The following is a 19,572-nucleotide window of genomic DNA, read 5'->3' as shown; positions in this document are numbered from 1 at the left end:
ACGCCAGTTTGCAGGCCCAAGTAGGGAGTTCGTCGTCCTCATGCTCAATTTCGGAACGCAGACAGAAGTTCTCGGACCCCTGACAGCCGCGCAACGGTCGATATGGGTTGCCCAACAACTGCGGCCCGAGGTTCCCTACAATTTCGCCGGATTTGTCACGATCGACCATGACGTAGACGCCGAAAGGCTCATGGTCGCCTGCGAATCGATGGCCGCGCGATTCGGCACTCCCTGTGCGCGGCTGGCCGTTGAGGACGGTGAACCGGTCTTTGTGGTGGACCGTTCGTTCCCGCAGACCATGCATTGCATCGATCTGCGGGCCGAACCCGATGCCGTGGCAGCCGCTCGTCGTTGGATGGACCAGGAATACCGCCGGCCCATCGACTTACTCAGTGAACGGCTCACGCATTTCACCTTATTGCGGATTGCCGACGATCTGTCGTACTTCTACATGCGTACCCATCACGTTCTCCTGGATGGGTACGCCACCAACAATCTGCTGAGGCATATCGCTGATGTGTACTCGGGATCGGTCGCACCGCAGACCGATGTCGATTTCTCGGAGTTCTCCGTGATTCGCGACGCCGACCAGAAGTATCAGCAGTCCGCGCGCAGCGATGCGGATTTCGAGTACTGGAAGAAGGTCTTGGCCGAGCCCGTGGAGACGGCCGACCTTGCGGGCATGGAACGTGTGGTCACGCCGCGCCACCCCCAGGTGCGCGAATTGGTCTGCGACGAGCTGTTGTCGCAGAACGGACTTGGCCAGATCGAGGTAGCCAGAGTCATCGCAACGCTGGCCACCTTCATCGCGAAAACAACGGGACGCCAGAATGTTTCGCTGTCGCTGCCGGTGTCGGGGCGCACGACGGCGGCGCTGAAAAGATGCGGTGGCATGGTGTCCAACCTGGTGCCGTTGTCCGTCACCGTCGATGCCGCGCACACCATCGGAGCGCTCGACGACCAGGTCGCCAGAGCCGTCGTGGGCGCGTTGCGGCACCAACAGTTCCGGCGCTGGCCGGAGCTGGTGGCCGATGCGGGTCGCCGCGACACCAACATTGAGTTCGGTCAGGTCATCAACGTCTTCGATTTCGCGGATGTGTTCTTCTTCGGGCCGTCGGAGGCGGTGGTCAATGTGCTGACCACTTTCCCGGTCCAGGACATCGCCATCAACATCTATCCGCGACCGGGTGGTGGCACCTCACGCATCCAGTTCGCGTGGAACCCTGACAGGTACACGACCGCCGAGATCGACAGGCACATAAACCGTTTGGAATCACTCCTGGGGCGTCTGCTGGGTGCCGACCCCACGGTGGTGGTGGGTGAGCTGCCGCTGCTGGACCAGCGGGAGCACGATCTGGTGCTGTCACAGTGGTCCGGTGCGGGAGTGCAGGCGCAGGTTGGGGTGGCGCCGCAATTGCTGGCGGCGGCAGCAGCCAGCAGGCCGGATGCAGTGGCCGTGGTCGACGGCGCCCGGGAGCTTACCTACCGCGAACTCGATGAATGGTCGACGCGGTGGGCGCGGGTGTTGATCGAGAACGGGGTCGGCCCGGAACGTGCGGTGGGTGTGGCGATGGATCGCTGCGCCGACCTGGTGGTGGTGTGGTGGGCCGTGGCCAAGGCCGGCGGCGTATACGTGCCGGTGGACAACGCTCATCCGGTCGAGCGGATCGCCACGGTGCTGGATTCGGTGGCAGCGGTGTGCGTTGTGACCCGTGGCACCGATGAGGTTTCCGGGGCTGGCGCGCGCCCCGTGCTGCGTATCGACGGCTACGACGTGTCCGGGCAGTCGTCCGAACCCATCACCGATGCCGATCGGTCAGCGGCGCTGCGGGCCGGGAACACCGCGTACGTGATTTTCACATCGGGCTCCACCGGTACCCCCAAGGGCGTGGCCGTTGGTCACGCGGGGTTGCCGGGAGTTGCTGCAGCACAATGCGATCTGCTGAAACTGGGCGGCGATGCGCGGGTGCTGATGGTGGCTTCGCCGACATTCGACGCCTCGGTCTTCGAGATGGTGTGGGCAGTGGGTGCGGGTGCAGCGCTGGTGGTGGCACCGCGTGACGTCTACGCCGCAGACGCGTTGACTGAGTTTTTGCAGGCACAGCACGTCACTGCCGCGGTGTTGACCCCGACGGTGTTGTCATCGCTGGACCGGACGCGGTTGTCGGCGGTACGCACGGTGGTCACCGCGGGTGAGGACTGCCCGCGTGAGCTGGTGGACGCGTGGGCGCCTGATCGGCGGTTGATCAACGCGTACGGCCCCAGCGAGGCGACCATCTGGGCAACCTCCGCACCGACGACAGCCGGGCAGCCGGTCGATATTGGTGCCCCGATTCCGGGCATGCAAACCCTGGTGCTGGACGCGGGGCTGAACGCGGCGCCCATCGGCGTGGTGGGCGAGCTGTATCTAGCTGGTCCGGCACTCGCATCCGGCTATGTGGGCCGCGCGGTGTTGACGGCGGAACGGTTCGTGGCCAACCCGTACGGTCCGGCCGGGCAGAGGATGTATCGCACGGGGGACCTGGTGCGCTGGAACGCCGATGGCGCGTTGCAGTACATGGGCCGGGCGGACGAGCAGGTCAAGATCCGCGGTAACCGCATCGAACTCGGCGAAGTACAAGCAGTACTCGCCGATGTACACGGCGTGGAGCAGGCCGTGGTGACCGTTCGCCAGGACCGTCCCGGCGATCGGCGCCTGGTGGGCTACGTCACCGGCGCCATCGATCCCGCCCAGGCCCGCGCGGCGCTCGGTGATCGGTTGCCGGCCTACATGATTCCGTCCGCGATCATTGTTCTGGATGCGCTTCCGCTCACCCCCAACGGCAAGCTCGACATCCGGGCACTGCCGGCGCCCGAACTCGCGGCCGGCGAGTACCGAGCACCATCGGATGACGTCGAGCTGACGCTCGCTGCCATCTACGCACAGGTCCTCGGGCTCCCGCGGGTCGGCGTGGACGATTCGTTCTTCGATCTCGGCGGAGACAGCATCATGTCGATGCAGGTGGTGTCGCGTGCACGAGCTGCCGGGGTGCTGTGCCGACCGCGCGATGTGTTCGTCGAGCAGACCGTGGCACGGCTGGCCCGCGTGGCCACTCTGGTCACCGGCGATGAGGATGCGGCCGATGACGGGGTGGGCGAGGTGCTCGCGACGCCGGTCATGCGATGGCTGCAGGGTGTGCAGGGCGAAACCGGCCACTTCAATCAGACAATGGTCGTGTCGGTCCCGGCCGCGGTGACCGAAAACGATGTGGCGGTGGTGCTGCAAGCGCTACTTGACCACCACGCGATGTTGCGGCTGCGTGCCGAGGACACCGGTGCGGGAGGGTGGTCGCTGAGCGTCGCCGAGGCGGGGGCGGTGGACGCGCGCGACTGCCTGCGTTGCGTGGACGCCTTGTCCGACGAGGCATTGTTGCAGGCCCGAGACCGACTGAACCCGGCCACCGGGACGATGCTGAGCGCACTGTGGGTGCGCTCCACAGCGCAACTGGCATTGGTCGTGCACCACCTCGCCGTGGACGGCGTTTCTTGGCGAATCCTGCTGGAAGACATCAACATCGGTTGGGCTCAGCATCACGCCGGGCAACCGGTGGCTCTACCGTCGACCGGCACCTCCTTCGCCCGGTGGGCGGCGCTGATCGATCAGCACGCGCGCACCACCGAGGTGGCTGGGCATGCCGAGGCCTGGACGCGGGTGCAGACGACCCCTGCGCTGCTGCCTGCCGTGCAGCCGGAGGTTGACACCTACGCCACCGCACACACGATGTCGGTGTCTGTGGACGCCGACACCACTCGCATCTTGCTGGGTGAGGCCCCTGCGGCGTTCCACGCCGGGGTGGGCGACATCTTGTTGATCGCGTTCGGGCTGGCGGTCGCGCAGCTGACGGGCAACACCGGAGCGACGGTCGGTATCGACGTGGAAGGCCATGGGCGCCAGGAGGACTTGGATCCCAGTGTGACCGCACGGGTCGATCTGTCGCGCACGGTCGGGTGGTTCACCAGTAAATACCCGGTGGCCCTGAGCCTCGGCAGGCTGGACTGGGCGCAGGTGAGCGCCGGCGATCCCGCGTTGGGTGCGGTGCTCAAGGCAGCCAAGGAGCAGCTGCGTGCGCTGCCCGACGGCATCACCTACGGTCTGCTGCGATACCTGAACCCCGAGGTGGATCTCGCTGGGGCAGAACCGGTTATCGGGTTCAACTACCTGGGGAGGCTGGGCGGCGTCGGCGATCAGGGCGGTGAATTGTGGCTGCCGAGCCCAGACGCTGTCGCTGCGGCCGCGGTGACCGCTGCCGTGCCGCTGGCATTGGCTCATACCGTGACCCTGAACGCGGGTGTTTGGGAAACGGGCACCGGCACCGAGCCTCATCTGCAGGCCAACTGGACCTGGGCGTCCTCGATGGACGATGCGCAGATCGGCCGGTTGAGCCAGCTCTGGATCGAGGCGCTGACAGGCATCTGCGCACATGTGCGTTGCGGCGGAGGGGGATTGACGCCGACAGATATCCTGCCCGCATCCCTCACTCAACATCAGATCGACGAGCTGGGGCGCCAGCACCGAGTTGCCGATGTGCTGCCGCTGACGCCGCTGCAGCAGGGGCTGCTCTTCCATGCCACCGCCCATGCCAACAGCGATGATGTGTATGCGGTGCAACTGGACCTCACTCTCGCGGGGGCGCTCGATGCGCAGGGGCTGCGCGACGCGGTGGATACGGTCATCGCCCGACACCCCAACCTCGCGGCCCGCTTCCACCCTCAGTTCGACCCGCCGGTGCAGAGCATCCCCGCCGATCCTGAAACTCCTTGGCAGTACATAGAACTCGGCGGCATCGATATCGACGACCAGATCGAGCAGGTGTGTGCGGCCGAACGCGCAGCGGTCTGCGACCTGACCAGCCCGCCCCTGTTCCGGGTGGCGTTGATCCGGATCGGACACGACCAACACCGCTTTGTGCTCACCAGCCACCACAGCGTGCTCGACGGCTGGTCGTTGCCCATCCTGTTGCAAGAGGTCTTCGCGACTCTGGGCGGGCACGCGCTGCCGCCGGCCGTCCCGTACCGCAGGTTCGTGACATGGCTGACCGAACAGGATCATGACGCCGCGCTCGCCGCTTGGCAGGACGCGCTGGCCGGGTTCGAGACACCAGCGCTGGTGGGCCCGTCGCACAAGCTGGGATCGGGGCGCCGCGAGACTCAATCACTGCGACTGTCCGAGCCGGCCACGCGCGCACTGACCGACCTTGCACGCACACATCACACCACCGTCAACACCGTCCTGCAGGCAGGCTGGGCGCAGCTGCTGGTCTGGTTGACCGGTCAGCACGACGTGGCATTCGGGGCCGCCGTCTCTGGCCGTCCTGCCGAGGTGGCAGGCGCGGAATCGATGGTGGGCCTGTTGATCAACACGGTCCCGGTGCGCGCACGCATTACCGCGACCACCACCACCGCCGGGCTGCTGGAGCAGCTGCAGAGCCTGTCCAATCGCACCCTGGACCACCAACACGTCGCGCTTCCCGAGATTCACCGCGTCACCGGGCAGGACCAGCTCTTCGACACCTTGTTCGTCTACGAGAACTACCCGATCGACCCGGCGGCATTCGAGACGATCTTGGGGACAGGCGAATTGGCCATCGCGGGGTTCTCCAGCCGGGAAGCCACCCACTACCCGCTGGCGCTACAGGTGACACCCGGTCGGGAACTGGCGCTGACCATCGAACATGACACCGAAGTGTTCGATGCCGAGAGCGCCGAGGTCTTGGTTCGTCGACTCGAACTCGTCTTGGCGGCAATGGCCGCAGATCCATCGCAGAGATTGTCCGCGGTGGACGTGCTGGGAGCCGACGAGCGTGAACGTCTGGATGCGATGGGCAACCGGGCGGTGCTGCTCCGCCCGGCGACGGGGACGTCGATTCCGGCGTTGTTCGCGGGGCAGGTGGCGCGGACCACCGATGCGGCCGCGCTAACCTGCAGAGGCCGGTCGTGGACGTACGGTGAGGTTGATCGGGATTCGAATCGACTGGCGCACTATCTGATTGGCTTAGGTGCCGGCCCGGGCCGGTGCGTTGCGGTGATGTTCCCGCGCTCGGCGCAGGGCATCATCGCGATCTTGGCGGTGCTCAAGACCGGGGCGGCATACGTGCCGATTGACCCGGCGGTGCCCGATGCCCGGATCGATTTCGTAATCGGTGATGCGGGGCCGGTGGCCGTGGTCACCACTGCCGAATTGGCGAGCCGGTTCGCGGCGCAGAATGTCGTGGTTGTCGACGTCGATGACCCGGTGATCGGCGAACAGTCCGATGCATCGCTGCCGTCGCCCGCCTCTGACGACGTCGCGCATGTCATCTACACCTCGGGCACGACGGGTATTCCCAAGGGAGTGGCGACAACTCACCACAACGTCACGCAGTTGCTGGAGTCGTTGCACGTCGGTTTGCCGTCGGCGCCGGGGCAGGTGTGGTCTCAGTGGTACTCGTACGCCTTTGATGCCTCGGTGGAAGAGATCTGGGGTGCGCTGTTCCACGGTTCGCGGCTACTGGTCATACCGGAGTCGATCGGTCCGGATGAGTTCCAGGCCTTGCTGATTGACGAACATGTCACGGTGCTGCACCAGACCCCGTCGGCGGTGTCGGCGTTGTCCGTGGAGGCACTCGATTCGGTAGCACTGGTGGTGGCCGCCGAGGCATGTTCGGCCGAGCTGGTGGATCGTTGGGCACCAGGGCGAGTGATGACGAACGCCTACGGGCCTACCGAGACCACGATGTGCGTGACGGTCAGCAAGCCGTTGGCCGCGGGTTCTGGGACGCCGACGATCGGTGGCCCGGTGCCCGGAGCCGCACTGTTTGTGCTCGATGCCTGGCTGCGGCCGGTGCCGGTCGGTGTGGTCGGCGAGTTGTATGTGTCGGGGCTCGGTCTTGGACTCGGTTATGTGAGCCGGTCGTCGTTGACCGCCTCGCGGTTTGTGGCGTGCCCGTTCGTTGGCCCGGGCCAAGAAGGGCTCCGTATGTACCGCACTGGCGATTTGGTGCGGTGGCGTGCCGACGGAAACCTGCAGTACCTGGGTCGCGCTGATGCGCAGGTCAAGATTCGTGGCTATCGCATCGAACTCGGCGAGATCCAGGCGGCCCTTGCCGACGTCGTGGGCGTCGACCAGGCGGTGGTGATTGTGCGCGAGGATCGGCCGGGCGATAAGCGTCTGGTCGGTTACGTCACCGAGTCGGTAGCCGGACTGGTCGATACCGCCGGCGCGCGTGTGGTGCTGGGTGAGCGCCTGCCGCCGTACATGGTGCCGGCCGCGATCGTGGCGGTAGACGCCTTGCCGTTGACGGTCAATGGAAAACTCGACACCCGCGCCCTGCCGGAGCCGCAGTATCAGGAAACCCAATACCGGGCCCCGTCCAACGCAGTCGAGGAGATCCTGGCCGATATTTATGCGCAGGTGCTCGGTCTGGTACGCGTGGGCGTCGACGATTCGTTCTTCGATCTAGGCGGGGACTCCCTGTCGGCCATGCGTTTGATCGCGGCCATCAACAAGTCGATGAACACGCACCTGACCGTGCGCGCTCTTTTCGACACCCCCACCATCGCCCAGCTGGCTCCGGGTCTGCGCACCGAATCGGGCGGCCGCGCGCCGTTGGTGTCGGTACCGCGTCCCGCGGTCGTTCCGCTGTCGTTCTCGCAGCGGCGGTTGTGGTTCCTTGACCAATTGCATGGCGCCTCACCGGTATACAACATGGCGGTCGCGCTGCGGCTGAGCGGGCAGCTGGACCTGGATGCATTGGGTGCGGCATTGTCCGATGTGGTGAGCCGCCACGAATCGCTGCGCACCGTGTTCCGCGATGAGGAGGGCGTGCCGTACCAGCAGGTGCTGCCACCCGAGAGCGTGGAATTCGGCTGGGATGTCGTCGACGCCAGCACATGGCTGCCCGCGCAGCTGGACGACGCGATCGGCGCCGCGGCGCGCCACACCTTTGATCTCGCAGCCGAGATCCCGCTGTATGCACAGCTTTTCACGGTTTCCGATGACGAGCACGTGCTTGTGGCCACGGTGCATCACATCGCCGCCGACGGCTGGTCGGTGGCGCCGCTCATGCGCGACCTGACCGTGGCCTATGCCAGCCGGTGCGGGGGACATGCACCCGACTGGGCGCCGTTGCCGGTGCAGTATGCCGATTACACGCTGTGGCAACGGGATCAGCTGGGCGATCTCGAAGACAGCGAGAGCGCCATCGCCACCCAGGTCGCCTATTGGCAGGATGTGCTGGCCGGGATGCCCGAACATCTCGCGCTGCCCACCGACCGGCCCTACCCGGCGGTCGCCGATTACCGCGGCGCCAGTGTGGATCTGGACTGGCCGGAGGAACTGCAGCAGGGAGTGCGTGCATTGGCACGTGCGCACGGAGCGACCAGCTTCATGGTGATTCAGGCGGCCTTGGCGGTGCTGCTGTCGAAGATCGGTGCCACCTCCGATGTGGCGGTGGGGTTCGCGGTCGCCGGGCGTGATGAGCCGGCGCTCGACGAGCTGGTCGGTTTCTTCGTCAACACGTTGGTGCTGCGGGTCGACGCCGGGGGTGACCCCACGTTCGCGGATCTGCTGACGCAGGTCCGCGCTCGCAGTTTGGGTGCGCTCGAACACCAGGACGTGCCCTTCGAGGTCTTGGTGGAGCGGCTCAACCCCATCCGGTCCCGCAGTAGTCATCCACTTGTTCAGGTCGGGTTGACCTGGCAGAACCTTCCCGGGCAGGACGCCGCCGCGTTGTCACTGGGCGACCTGCGGATTACGCAAATACCGGTGCATACCAACACCGCTCGCATGGACCTGACGTTCTCTCTGGGTGAGCGTTTCACCGACACCGGCGCACCCGCCGGAATCGGTGGTGCGGTCGAGTTCCGCACCGACGTCTTCGATGTGGAGAGTGTGCAGTCGCTGATGGCACGGCTGCGGCGGGTGCTTGAGGCTGTCGCGGCAGATCCTTCGCAGCGGTTGTCGGCGGTAGATGTGCTCGATGCCGCCGAAGGCGCCCGGCTCGATGAGCTGGGCAACCGCGCGGTGCTCTCTGCTCCGGTAACACCGACGTCGATACCGGAACTGTTCGCAGCGCAGGTGGTTCGCAATCCAGCGGCGACCGCGATGAGATGCGGGCAGCGGTCGTGGACCTACCGCGAGCTCGACGATGAATCGAATCGTTTGGCGCACCTGCTCGTTGAGCACGGTGCGGGACCGGGTCGGTGCGTGGCGTTGCTCTCCGAACGCCGTGGTGAGGCGATCGTCGCGATTCTGTCGGTACTCAAGAGCGGGGCGGCGTATCTGCCGATCGCTCCGGCAGTTCCCGATTCGCGCATCGAATTCATGATCAACGATGCACGTCCGATCGCTGCGATAACCAGTGCGGCACTGCGCTCACGTCTGGACGGGTACACGCTGCCGATCATCGACGTCGGTGACTCCGCAGTGAACACCCAGCCCGGCACCGCCCTGGCGGGGCCGGCCCCCGATGACATCGCGCACATCGTGTACACCTCGGGTACCACCGGTATTCCCAAGGGCGTGGCGACAACTCACCACAACGTGACGCAAGTCCTGGGGTATGAGCACCTTGGCGTGCCGTCGGGGCCGGGGCAGGTGTGGTCTCAGTGGTACTCGTATGCCTTTGATGCCTCGGTGGAAGAGATCTGGGGTCCGCTCCTGCACGGTGGCAGCCTCGTGGTGGTACCCGAATCGTTGGTCCCGGAAGACTTCCAGGAATTCCTGGTTACGGAGCGCGTCACGGTCTTGCACCAAACGCCGTCCGCGGCGGCGGCGCTGTCGCCGGAGGCGCTGGAGGGCATGGCCCTGGTGGTGGCTGCCGAAGCATGCTCTGCGGAGATGGTGGACCGGTGGGCGCCCGGACGGTTGATGGTCAATGCCTACGGCCCCACCGAGTCCACACTATGCGTGACAGTGAGTCCGCCCCTGGCCGCTGGCTCAGGCACACCGGCGATCGGTGTGCCGGTCGCCGGCGCGGCGTTGTTCGTGCTGGACACCTCGATGCGACGGGTTCCGATAGGGGTGGTCGGGGAGCTGTATATCGCGGGCCACGGGCTGGGGGCCGGTTATCTGCACCGGTCCGGGCTAACCGCATCGCGTTTTGTGGCATGCCCATTCGCGGGCCAAGAAGGACTCCGCATGTATCGCACCGGGGATTTGGTGCGGTGGGGTACCGACGGGCAACTGCACTACATGGGGCGTGCCGATGATCAGGTGAAGATCCGCGGTTATCGCATCGAGCTCGGCGAGATCCAAACCGCGCTCGCCGATCTCGAGGGCGTCGAGCAGGCAGTGGTGATCGTGCGTGAGGACCGTCCGGGCGATAAGCGACTGGTCGGATACGTCACCGGGACCGTCGAGCCGGCCCAGGCACGAGCCGCGCTGGCCGAACGGATACCGGCCTACATGGTTCCCGCGGCGATCGTGGCCATCGACGCTTTGCCGTTGACGGTCAACGGAAAGCTCGACACCCGTGCGTTGCCGGAGCCGCAGTATCAGGAAACCCAGTACCGGGCCCCGTCCAATCCGGTCGAGGAAGCCCTGGCAGGCCTGTATGCGGACGTGCTGGGTCTGGAGCGGGTGGGCGTCGACGACTCGTTCTTCGATCTGGGTGGCGACTCTCTCTCCGCGATGCGCCTGATCGCCGCCATCAACAAGTCGATGAACACGCACTTGACGGTGCGTGCGCTCTTCGACACCCCCACGGTGAGCAGCCTGAGCGGACAGCTGGACAAGCATGCCAGTGACCCCCGCTATGTGGCCGTGCACGGCTCCGAGGTCGCCGAGGTACGTGCCGCGGACCTGACGCTGGACAAGTTCATCGACGCGGAAACCCTCAGCACTGCAACGACACTGCCGAAGCCCAGCGGGGAGGCGCGCACTGTCCTGCTGACCGGGGCGACGGGCTTCCTCGGTCGCTACCTGGTGCTGCAATGGCTCGAAAAGCTGGAATTGCTTGACGGCAAGCTGATCTGCTTGGTACGGGCCTCATCCGATGAGGAGGCCCGCCGTCGCCTGGAACAGATCTTCGACAGCGGCGACCCGGAACTGTTGCGGCACTTCCATGAACTGGCCGAAGATCATTTGGAGGTCATCGCCGGTGACAAGGGTGAAGCAGACCTCGGTTTGGCCGAGCAGACCTGGCAGCGGCTGGCCGATACCGTTGACGTGATCGTCGATTCGGCGGCCGTCGTCAGTGGCGCGCTGTCCTATGGCGAGTTGTTCGGGCCCAACGTGGCCGGTACCGCGGAGCTGATCCGGCTGGCGATCACCACGAAGCTGAAGATGTTCACGTTCGTGTCGACGGCCAATGTGGGTGATCCGGTCAAACGGGTGGCTTTCACCGAGGACGCCGATATCCGTGACATCTGCGCCACGCGTGCCATCAAGGACACGTATGCCAACGGCTACGGCAGCAGTAAGTGGGCCGGCGAGGTGCTGCTGCGAGATGCTCATGACCTGTGTGGATTGCCGATCGGGGTCTTCCGCTGCGACATGATCCTGGCCGACACCACCTATGCGGGACAGCTGAACTCATCGGATGTGTTCAGCAAGATGATCCTGAGCATTGTGACCACCGGCCTGGCGCCCAAGTCGTTCTACCGCCTTGACGCAGAAGGCAATCGGAGGCGTGCGCACTTCGACGGGCTGCCCGTGGAATTCGTCGCCGAGGCAATCACCACCTTGGGTGTTCAAGTGGTTGACGGGTTCCAGACCTATCACGTGATGAACCCGCACGATGACGGCATCGGTCTCGACGAGTACATCGACTGGTTGATCGAGGCCGGGTACCCCATCGAGCGCGTCGACGATTTCCAGGACTGGTTGCAGCGGTTCGGGACAGGATTGCACGCGCTGCCCGAGAAGCACCGGCGAAACTCGGTGCTGCAGATGTATCTGACGCTGGTGCAGGATCCCGAGCGGGTCAGTCCCATCGTGCCGACTACAGGTTCATTCGCCCCAGCCGATCGGTTCCGTGCCGCAGTGCAGGAAGCCAAGATTGGCTCCGAGAGAGACATTCCTCAGGTCGGGGCGCCGAACATCGTCAAGTACGTCACCGATATGGAGTTACTCGGGATGCTCTAGGCGTCAACCGGCTGCAGTAACTTTCGCACTACTTCGATATCACTGTCGGAATTGCGAAGGATCTGTCCTCGCTTGGTCTCGAAGTCCGAGGCGCTGATGACAACCAGCCTCAAGCCATACTGAGGCAACAGCTCTCGGCGGCGCTGGTCGTACCGCTTACGCTGTTCTCCGCGATGTACACCGGACACAGTGAGTCTGTCGGGCTTGTCGAAATGTGCCACCGGTTCGTCGTGCTGGCGCTCGTTGTATTCGACCACCAGGGCTAGAGGTTCCCAGTAGCCGTCCACCGGCAGTCGAGCTGCACGTCCAGTCTTGGGTGAGACGTCGCCTCGTAGCCAGTCGAAGCGATGTTCGCGACTTGCCGACAGACCTAGGACGGCGTCGCACAGGTCTATTACGTAGTGCTGATCTTTGCGGCCGTATGGCATGTCAGGGATTGTCTTCGGGCGTTGCTCTACGCGTCTACTGGCTGCTGTTCGGCTGCTGGCCCGATGAATTCGAGACCGGCGTTGATCGCGGGACGATGCCGCAGGATTCGGAAGTGCGCCAGGCGCCCGAGTCCCTTCGTCGCCATGAAACGTGCACCGGGCCATGACTGCGCCAGACGCTCGCTCGACGCGTACGGTGTGTCCGGGTCGTCGGGGTCGTGGATCAGCAGCAGCGGGGGATGCCCGGCGGTCGCAGCGACGCGGACCAACTCGGTTTCGGGCAGCGTCATCTCGATGCGGCGCTCGAGCTGGCGCTGCAATCCGGCGCGTATCCGCTTGCCGAAGCCATGGCGTGCGGCGAACAGGTCGAGATAGAGGGGGAAATCGCCCATCGGTGCCAGGTACACCAAGCGGCCCACCGATGCGCCATAGGAGGCCGCGAAGGTGGTCGCGTTGGCCCCCAGGGAGTGGGCCACCACCGCGTGGGCGGGCCCGTGCTCCTTGATGACGGCCGCCACCGCGTGCGCGCACTCGATAAGCGTGGTGCGCCCCGGTGCGAGCGCGCCCCCAGCGGACTCGCTATGGCTGGGCAGGTCGAAGGCGATGACGCGGTAACCGGCCTGCAGCAGCGGCTTGATGAAGATCCCCAGATGCGTGCGCTGCCCGCCCCAGCCGTGGACCAGGTAGACCGTCGGCCCCTCGCCCCATGACTCACCCGCAATCCGGTGCCCGTCCCAATGGGCCTCCAGCGGCTCGCCGGGGGGTACACCGGGCGGCATGCGCAGACTCGATTCGATGACCGGCGGGGTGCACCACAGCTCGACCGCCCAGCGGGATCCGATGGCCGGTGCGAAGCGCTCCAACCACCAGAAAGCTCTGCGTATCCGGTCGGACACCGGGGGTTGGACACCGGAGCCCTCCACGTCGAGGGCGGCCCCCGCGTCCTTGGTGGGTGCGGAATCCGTCTTCTCTCGTTCGGTCACGTCGAAGGAGTCTATTGACGTCCGCAAGAGCTGTGCCAGGCGCGGACCGATCACGGGCCCTGCAGGGAGGCCCGCCCCGCGCTCGTGAGGTCACCGAAGAGACGCAGGCGCGCCAGCCCACCGTCGGGGTAGATGTCCAGGCGCACGTCGGTGACGGGCTGCTGGCTCTCCAGCAGGAAACGGTGCCGGGTGTCGGGCTGTAGTGAGGTGCGTGGCAGCAGCGGAACCCAATCACCCTGGGCGGTCCGGCCTTGCAGACCCGCCGCACCGGGACTGTTGCCCACGAAATACGAGGTGTCGATCTCAGCCAGGCGCAGTACCCCTTCACCGGCGAGCCGCACCTGCACCCAGTCGTTGGCATCGTCGCGGCGGCGTGCGGTTTCCCATCCGTCGCCCATCACCCGGGCAACGCCGGGGAACAACAGATTCTGCGGTGAGCTGTAGAAGCGGTTGGAGCAATCGGTCACCAGACCGCCGTTCTCGATGGCGGCCAGGTCGAACTGCCCGGCGTCAAGGAATCGCGGGTCGGGCCGGCCATGGCCATGCACGCGCAATCGGGCGACTCCGCCGTCCGGGTGCATGGTCAACCGCACATGTGTCCACCGTTGTGTGGAGTGGACGTCGAAGACGTTGCGGCTGTCTCCGTAGACCTTGGTGCGCCCGATAATGCTGTGCCAGTGAGTATTCCGCGCGATATCGTCGGCGGGCGGGTACCCCTCGATCTCGGCGGCATCGACCGATATCTCCGGCGGGTAGTTGCCCTTGAACCACGCGGTGTCGACGACGATGCCCGCGATCACACCGGGGACGCCCAGCCGGACGATGGCGGAGTCGTGGCCGGGCTCGTCCGCAGGGTCGCGCCGGCGCCGCGTCTCCCACCCGTCGTACACCTGTCCCTTGTGCCCGAAGGTCGCGGGCCGGTAGTCGGCGGGCCCGGGCTTGATCAGGTTCTCCTTCTCCGCGAAGAGGTCGTCGTTGGCCCAGATCACCGCGCCGCCGAGCGGCCGCAGCGCCAGATCAGGCAGCATCGTGAAATCTGGCAGCCCGGTGGGTGTATTGCCGGTCATTGCTGGTCGGTATCTCCTGTTGTGGTGCGTTGCACGAGTTGGTCCAGTACCGCCCGGTCGCATCCGGGTGCGATGGCGACCACGTCGTCGGGGGAATAGGCGCCGCAGTCCAGACCACGCAGAACCCCGGCCGCCAAGGCCTGCGCCGTCGCCGGTTCATCGATGACACCGCCGCCCTGCCGTTGCAGGTAGGCGACGATGCGCGGGCCGGCCACCGCGAGCGCGCGCCGGTGAAATCCATAGGTCGCCAGCCAGCGGGTGACTAGATGTCCCGGGTGCATGTCCCAGCCCTGCCAATAGCCGCGGTCGAGCGCGCGGGTGACCAGCCGGTGATGTCTGGTGAGTGCCGACCGCTGCTGTTCGAGGGTGCCGTCGGGGATCACCTGGGTGGAGCCGTCGCATACCCACACTCCGGTCTGCGCGGCGGCGGCGAGCATCACCGCCTTGGCATGATCGGCCACGGGATGTTCCAGTGACTGATGCTCGGCGGCGATCCCGCATGCCGCGCTGTAGTCATAGGTTCCGTAATGCAAAGCGGTGAGGCGCCCCTGCCCAAGATGGATGGCCTTGGCCAGCGTGGCGGTGCCGTCGGCGCCCAGCACTGCTTGCGGGCTTTCGATCTGAAGCTCGAAACGCAGTGAACCATGGGGTAATCCGTGTACCCGCTCGAGTTCGTCGAACAAACGCAGGGCCGCCTCGACCTGAGCCAGCGCACGGAATTTCGGGATGGTGGTGACGAATCCGCGCGGCACGCCCGATGCGCCGTCCAGCACCAGTTCCAATGTGCGCACGCTGCGCCGCAGGTGTAGGGAGGTTAGGCCCTTGATCCGGATGCCCAGTACCGCAGGAGGATTCGCCTCGATCGACAGTGCACGCAAGGTGCGTCCCGCCTTGCGTGCGTCCGCGTCCTCGGTGCTGTCTTCGCGCCAGCCGTAGCCATCCTCGAAGTCCACCCGCAGGTCCTGGACGGGGGAGGAGGCAAGCCGTTCTGAGACGCGGGGCAGGACGCCCTGTGTGTCGAGTGCCGTGAGCACATCCTCGTGGCGCCCGAGGAGTTCGAGTGCGGATTCACCCCACTGCGCGGTGGTCTGCACGCCGGCCAGCGCCGCGCTGACGTACGCGGTGTGGATCGGTTGTGGTTCACTGCGGCCATCGGGGTAGGAAGACGCCAGCTCGGCGTCCAGACCAGCCACCAGCGCTGCGATGGGAGCCAGCCAGTCGGGACCATCGGCCTCTGGTGGATGGGACGTAGAAGCCGCTGACACGGGTCCCATGCTCGCAGACTCGCTGCGGCGGCGCTCAGGCGTGTGCAGCTGAGGATTCCTCCTCGGGCTCGTCGGCGACCTGTTCACCGGCGAGAACCGCGCGCATGCGGTCCTTGTCGAGTTGGCCTTCCCAGTTGGCCACCACCATCGTGGCCACGCAGTTACCCAGCAGATTCACCGACACGCGCATCGAGTCCATGATCCGGTCGGCGCCCAGCAGTAGCGCCACGGCGGCCACCGGGATGGCGCCGTGGCCAATCGCCGCGACGGTGGCCGAGAGTGCCAGGAACGATGAACCCGGCACGCCGGCCATGCCTTTGGAGGTGAGCATCAGCACCAGCACGGCGGTGATCTGTTCTCCGAGGGTCAGGTCGACCCCGAGTGCCTGCGCGAGGAACAGCACACAGATCGACAGGTACAGGGTGGCTCCGTCGAGATTGAAGGAGTAACCGGTGGGAATGACCAATCCGGTGGTCGTCTTGGAACAGCCCGCGTAATTGAGCTTGGTCATGATGCGCGGCAGCACCACTTCGGTGGATGCGGTTCCGAGAGCAAGGAAGAGCTCGTCCTTGATGTAGACGACGAATTTCCAGAGATTCACTCCCGCGAAAATCCGCGTGATCACCGCCAGGACTCCGATGAACAGCAGCGCCGCCGCGTAACAGGCCGCGATGAGCTTGCCGTAGCTGCCCAGCGAGCCGATGCCGTATTGACCCACGATGTAGGCCATCGCGCCGAGCGCTCCCAGCGGCGCCAGCCGCATGATCCATCCGATGATGGTGAAGAAGATGTGGCTGAGGTGGTCGATGAACTCGAGGACCACCGGTGGCCCCGATTCGCCGAACTTGGCCAGCGCCAGTCCGAACAGCACCGCGAAGAACAGCACCTGCAGCAGCGCGTTCTCGGCGAAGGCCGACACGATCGAGGAGGGGATGATGCCGAGCAGGAACTCGACGGTATGGGGCAGCTCACCGTTGTTGGTCTTCTTCGCGATGGCATCGGCCCCCGTCGCCAGAGTGCCCGCGTCGATGTGAAATCCCGCTCCCGGTTTGGCCAGATTGCCCACCAGCAGGCCGAACACCAGCGCAAATGTGGTGACCGCCTCGAAGTAGATCAGGGCCTTGACGCCGATCCTGCCGACGGACTTGAGGTCGCCGACATGGGCGATCCCGAGCACCACCGTGCAGAAGATGATCGGGGCGATCAGCATCTTGATCAGCTTGATGAAACCGTCCGCCAGGGGGTGCAGATCAGCGCCGACCTCCGGCCACAGCCACCCGATAAGTACGCCCGCGATGATCGCCACCAGAAGCTGCACGAACAGCGATCGGTACCAGGGCGGCTTGTTCGCCAGGCGCACCATCTCACTGGCGGGTGTCTCGATGGCGGTCGACATGTGCGCGACCGTAACGACGGCCTGTTTATCGGATGTGAACACGGTATTCAGCCCGTATTACGCACGGTGCGCCCGTGCGGTTCGATAGACGTATGCAACCGGATACCGGCACGGGCCTCGTCATCGGCGCGGTGCTCGCGGCCGGTGCCGGAAGCCGCTACGGCACGCCGAAGATCCTTGCCGAGAACGGGCGCTGGCTCGAACTGGCCGTCGCAGCACTGGATCGGGGCGGTTGCGACGAGATCTATGTGACGCAAGGCGCTGCGTCGGCCGAGATACCTTTGCCCGCACGGGGTATCGACGTCGCGCGGTGGCGCGGCGGCGTGTCGGAATCGGTGCGGGCGGTGCTGGAAGTTGTGCACCCGCGCACAGATGTGGCCGGAGTTCTCATTCATCTGGTGGACCTGCCATCGGTGGGGCGGCCAGTAGTCAGGGCGGTGCTGCACGCCAGTGAGCGCCGCCGATCGGCACTGGTCCGCGCGACATTCGGCGGTCGGCCGGGTCATCCGGTGTACATCGGCTCGGAGCATTTCGGCCGGTTGTCGAGCGCGCTGGCGGGCGACCGGGGAGCCGGGCCATACCTGGCCGCACGCGGCGATGTGATCGAGGTGCCGTGCGCGCATCTCGGCGAGGGTTGCGACCACGATTACCGGCCGTAAATCAGATGCCGCGGCGTGTATCGCATGCCGAGGAGATAGACGGCGAAACCGATACCCGCGCCCACGAACCAGGTAAAGGCGGCCAGATACGCGCTGCCCCAGATCACCGTCGCAATGGCCACCGCGGCACCGACCACCGTCGCGGTCACCGCGACCGGGTTGATACCGCCGCGGTAGTAATACGCCCCCGACGGCGACAGCGTGAACAGATCGTCCACGATGACCGTGCGGCCCCGCACCAGATAGAAGTCGGCGATCAGGACTCCGAAGAGTGGGCCGATCACGGCGCCGAGAATGTCGAGCGTGTAGTGGATGGTGTTGGGGTTGTTGTAGAGATTCCAGGGCGTGATCAGGATCGAGCCGACCGCCGCGATCATCCCGCCGGCACGCCAGCTGATCCGTGTCGGGGCCAGATTGGAGAAATCGAAAGCGGGCGAGACGAAGTTGGCCACGATGTTGATCCCGATGGTGGCGATCGCGAAGGTGAGCACGCCCAGCACCGCCGCGGTGGTGTTGTTGATCTTGTCCACGATCAGCACCGGGTCGGTGATGATGGCGCCGTCCTCGCCGCGTCCGATGACCGTTGCGCCGGCCGACACCGTGCACACCGCCAACACGGCGAAGAACAGGAAGTTCAACGGCAATCCCAGGAAATTGCCGCGTTTGACCTCGTCGAAGGTGCGGCCATATCGGGAGAAGTCACCGAAATTGAGCATGGGACCCGAGAAGTACGACACCACCAGTGCGATCGCGCTGAGCACCGTCGCCGCTGCGGCGAACCCCGTTTTCGGCGGGCCCGACGCCAAGCCGAAATGCACGTTTTCCCAACCGGCCGCGACGACGAGATAGAGCGCAAGTGCCAGCATCACCGCGTACACCGCGGGCCCGCAGAAGTCGATGAATTTACGTATCGCCTCCATGCCGTTCCAGAAGACTGCGGCCTGCAGTACCCACATCAGCAGGAAGCCGCCCCAGCCAAGGAAAGACAGACCCAGAAAGCCATACTCGTCGGCATTGGCGTAGCGGCCCAGCGAGGGCTCGAACTTCACCGCCAGAAGCACGAAGGCCGTTGATGCCAAATAGGTTTGAATGCCATACCAGGCCACGGCGATGAGTCCGCGGATCACGGCCGGAAGATTGGCGCCGCGCACTCCGAACGCGATGCGCGTGGTCACCGGGTAGGGCACCCCGGTCTGTTGCGAAGGGCGCGCCACCAGGTTGCACAGCCAGTACACCGCCACGATGCCGACCAGCAGTGCGAGCAGCACCTGCGATGCTGAGATTCCCAGCGCGAAAAGACTTCCCGCGAAGACGTAGCCGCCGACACTGTGTACATCGGACATCCAGAACGCAAAGAAGTTGTAGCTGGTCCAATTCTGAGTCCGCAGCGGTGCCAGGTCGCCATTGGTCAACGCCGGGTCATAGCCGGGCTTGATCACACTTTCCCCGGCAGCACCGTGTCCGCCGGTCGGGGCGATGGCCTCAGCCGTGAGTGTGCCGCTCACACAACCTCCTCCGAATGTCGACCAGCCAGGAAAGCTGGTGACACCCGAAACTAAGCGGCCGGTGTTGCCACCGTGTTGCGCGGAAACAATATTTTCCCGGATCAGAATCGATCCACCGGAACGTGATTCGATGCGGTGAATCGGGCCGCCTACTATCGTGCGCACG

The 19,572-nt window shown here is 65.4% G+C and carries 8 protein-coding genes; 2 read left to right on the top strand and 6 right to left on the bottom strand.

Translation table 11 applies throughout. From position 1 onward, the window contains the following. Window positions 1–40 precede the first annotated feature (40 nt). On the top strand, window positions 41–12,103 hold the full coding sequence (locus BB28_RS14500) for a non-ribosomal peptide synthetase (protein ID WP_052740241.1): 12,063 nt from the start codon (window positions 41–43) through the stop codon (window positions 12,101–12,103). Here the strand turns inward: BB28_RS14500 and BB28_RS14495 are convergent. The 5 genes from BB28_RS14495 to dctA are packed head-to-tail and all read right to left on the bottom strand — an operon-like array spanning window position 12,100 to window position 17,242. Next, window positions 12,100–12,531 carry a hypothetical protein gene (locus tag BB28_RS14495; protein WP_046254008.1) on the bottom strand — a complete coding sequence of 144 codons (432 nt, stop codon included), beginning with the start codon at window positions 12,529–12,531 and terminating at the stop codon, window positions 12,100–12,102. The genes BB28_RS14500 and BB28_RS14495 overlap by 4 nt on opposite strands. Window positions 12,532–12,557: 26 nt before the next feature. Further along, window positions 12,558–13,514: an alpha/beta fold hydrolase gene (locus BB28_RS14490; protein WP_109550725.1), complete on the bottom strand. Its 957-nt coding sequence runs from the start codon at window positions 13,512–13,514 to the stop codon at window positions 12,558–12,560. Window positions 13,515–13,564: 50 nt separating this feature from the next. Beyond that, window positions 13,565–14,581 (bottom strand): allantoicase, encoded by a 1,017-nt coding sequence (gene alc / locus BB28_RS14485; protein WP_046254006.1) that lies wholly within the window; start codon window positions 14,579–14,581, stop codon window positions 13,565–13,567. Further along, on the bottom strand, window positions 14,578–15,855 hold the full coding sequence (locus BB28_RS14480) for a DUF6986 family protein (RefSeq protein ID WP_081252271.1): 1,278 nt from the start codon (window positions 15,853–15,855) through the stop codon (window positions 14,578–14,580). The genes alc and BB28_RS14480 overlap by 4 nt, the downstream gene beginning before the upstream one ends. 25 nt (window positions 15,856–15,880) lie before the next feature. Next, window positions 15,881–17,242 carry a C4-dicarboxylate transporter DctA gene (dctA, locus tag BB28_RS14475; protein WP_046254005.1) on the bottom strand — a complete coding sequence of 454 codons (1,362 nt, stop codon included), beginning with the start codon at window positions 17,240–17,242 and terminating at the stop codon, window positions 15,881–15,883. 92 nt (window positions 17,243–17,334) lie between these two features. Here dctA and BB28_RS14470 point away from each other — a divergent pair, with 92 nt between their 5' ends. Beyond that, complete coding sequence (locus BB28_RS14470; protein WP_046254004.1) at window positions 17,335–17,901, top strand: nucleotidyltransferase family protein; 567 nt, start codon at window positions 17,335–17,337, stop codon at window positions 17,899–17,901. Here the strand turns inward: BB28_RS14470 and BB28_RS14465 are convergent. Then, window positions 17,889–19,571: an NCS1 family nucleobase:cation symporter-1 gene (locus BB28_RS14465; protein ID WP_046254003.1), complete on the bottom strand. Its 1,683-nt coding sequence runs from the start codon at window positions 19,569–19,571 to the stop codon at window positions 17,889–17,891. The two genes, BB28_RS14470 and BB28_RS14465, sit on opposite strands and share 13 nt — an antisense overlap. Between the last annotated feature and the right edge of the window lies 1 nt (window position 19,572).

This window comes from Mycobacteroides chelonae CCUG 47445 (assembly GCF_001632805.1).
GTDB lineage: Bacteria > Actinomycetota > Actinomycetes > Mycobacteriales > Mycobacteriaceae > Mycobacterium > Mycobacterium chelonae.
Note: the sequence above shows the minus strand (reverse complement) of the source record. Positions and strands in the feature narration are given on the sequence as shown.

Bases quoted from the DNA above. Each gene is read 5' to 3' on its own strand.
- dctA (WP_046254005.1), bottom strand. From the start codon at position 17,242: ATGTCGACCGCCATCGAGACACCCGCCAGTGAGATGGTGCGCCTGGCG.
- alc (WP_046254006.1), bottom strand. From the start codon at position 14,581: ATGACCGGCAATACACCCACCGGGCTGCCAGATTTCACGATGCTGCCT.
- BB28_RS14470 (WP_046254004.1), top strand. From the start codon at position 17,335: ATGCAACCGGATACCGGCACGGGCCTCGTCATCGGCGCGGTGCTCGCG.
- BB28_RS14480 (WP_081252271.1), bottom strand. From the start codon at position 15,855: ATGGGACCCGTGTCAGCGGCTTCTACGTCCCATCCACCAGAGGCCGAT.
- BB28_RS14495 (WP_046254008.1), bottom strand. From the start codon at position 12,531: ATGCCATACGGCCGCAAAGATCAGCACTACGTAATAGACCTGTGCGAC.
- BB28_RS14500 (WP_052740241.1), top strand. From the start codon at position 41: ATGCTCAATTTCGGAACGCAGACAGAAGTTCTCGGACCCCTGACAGCC.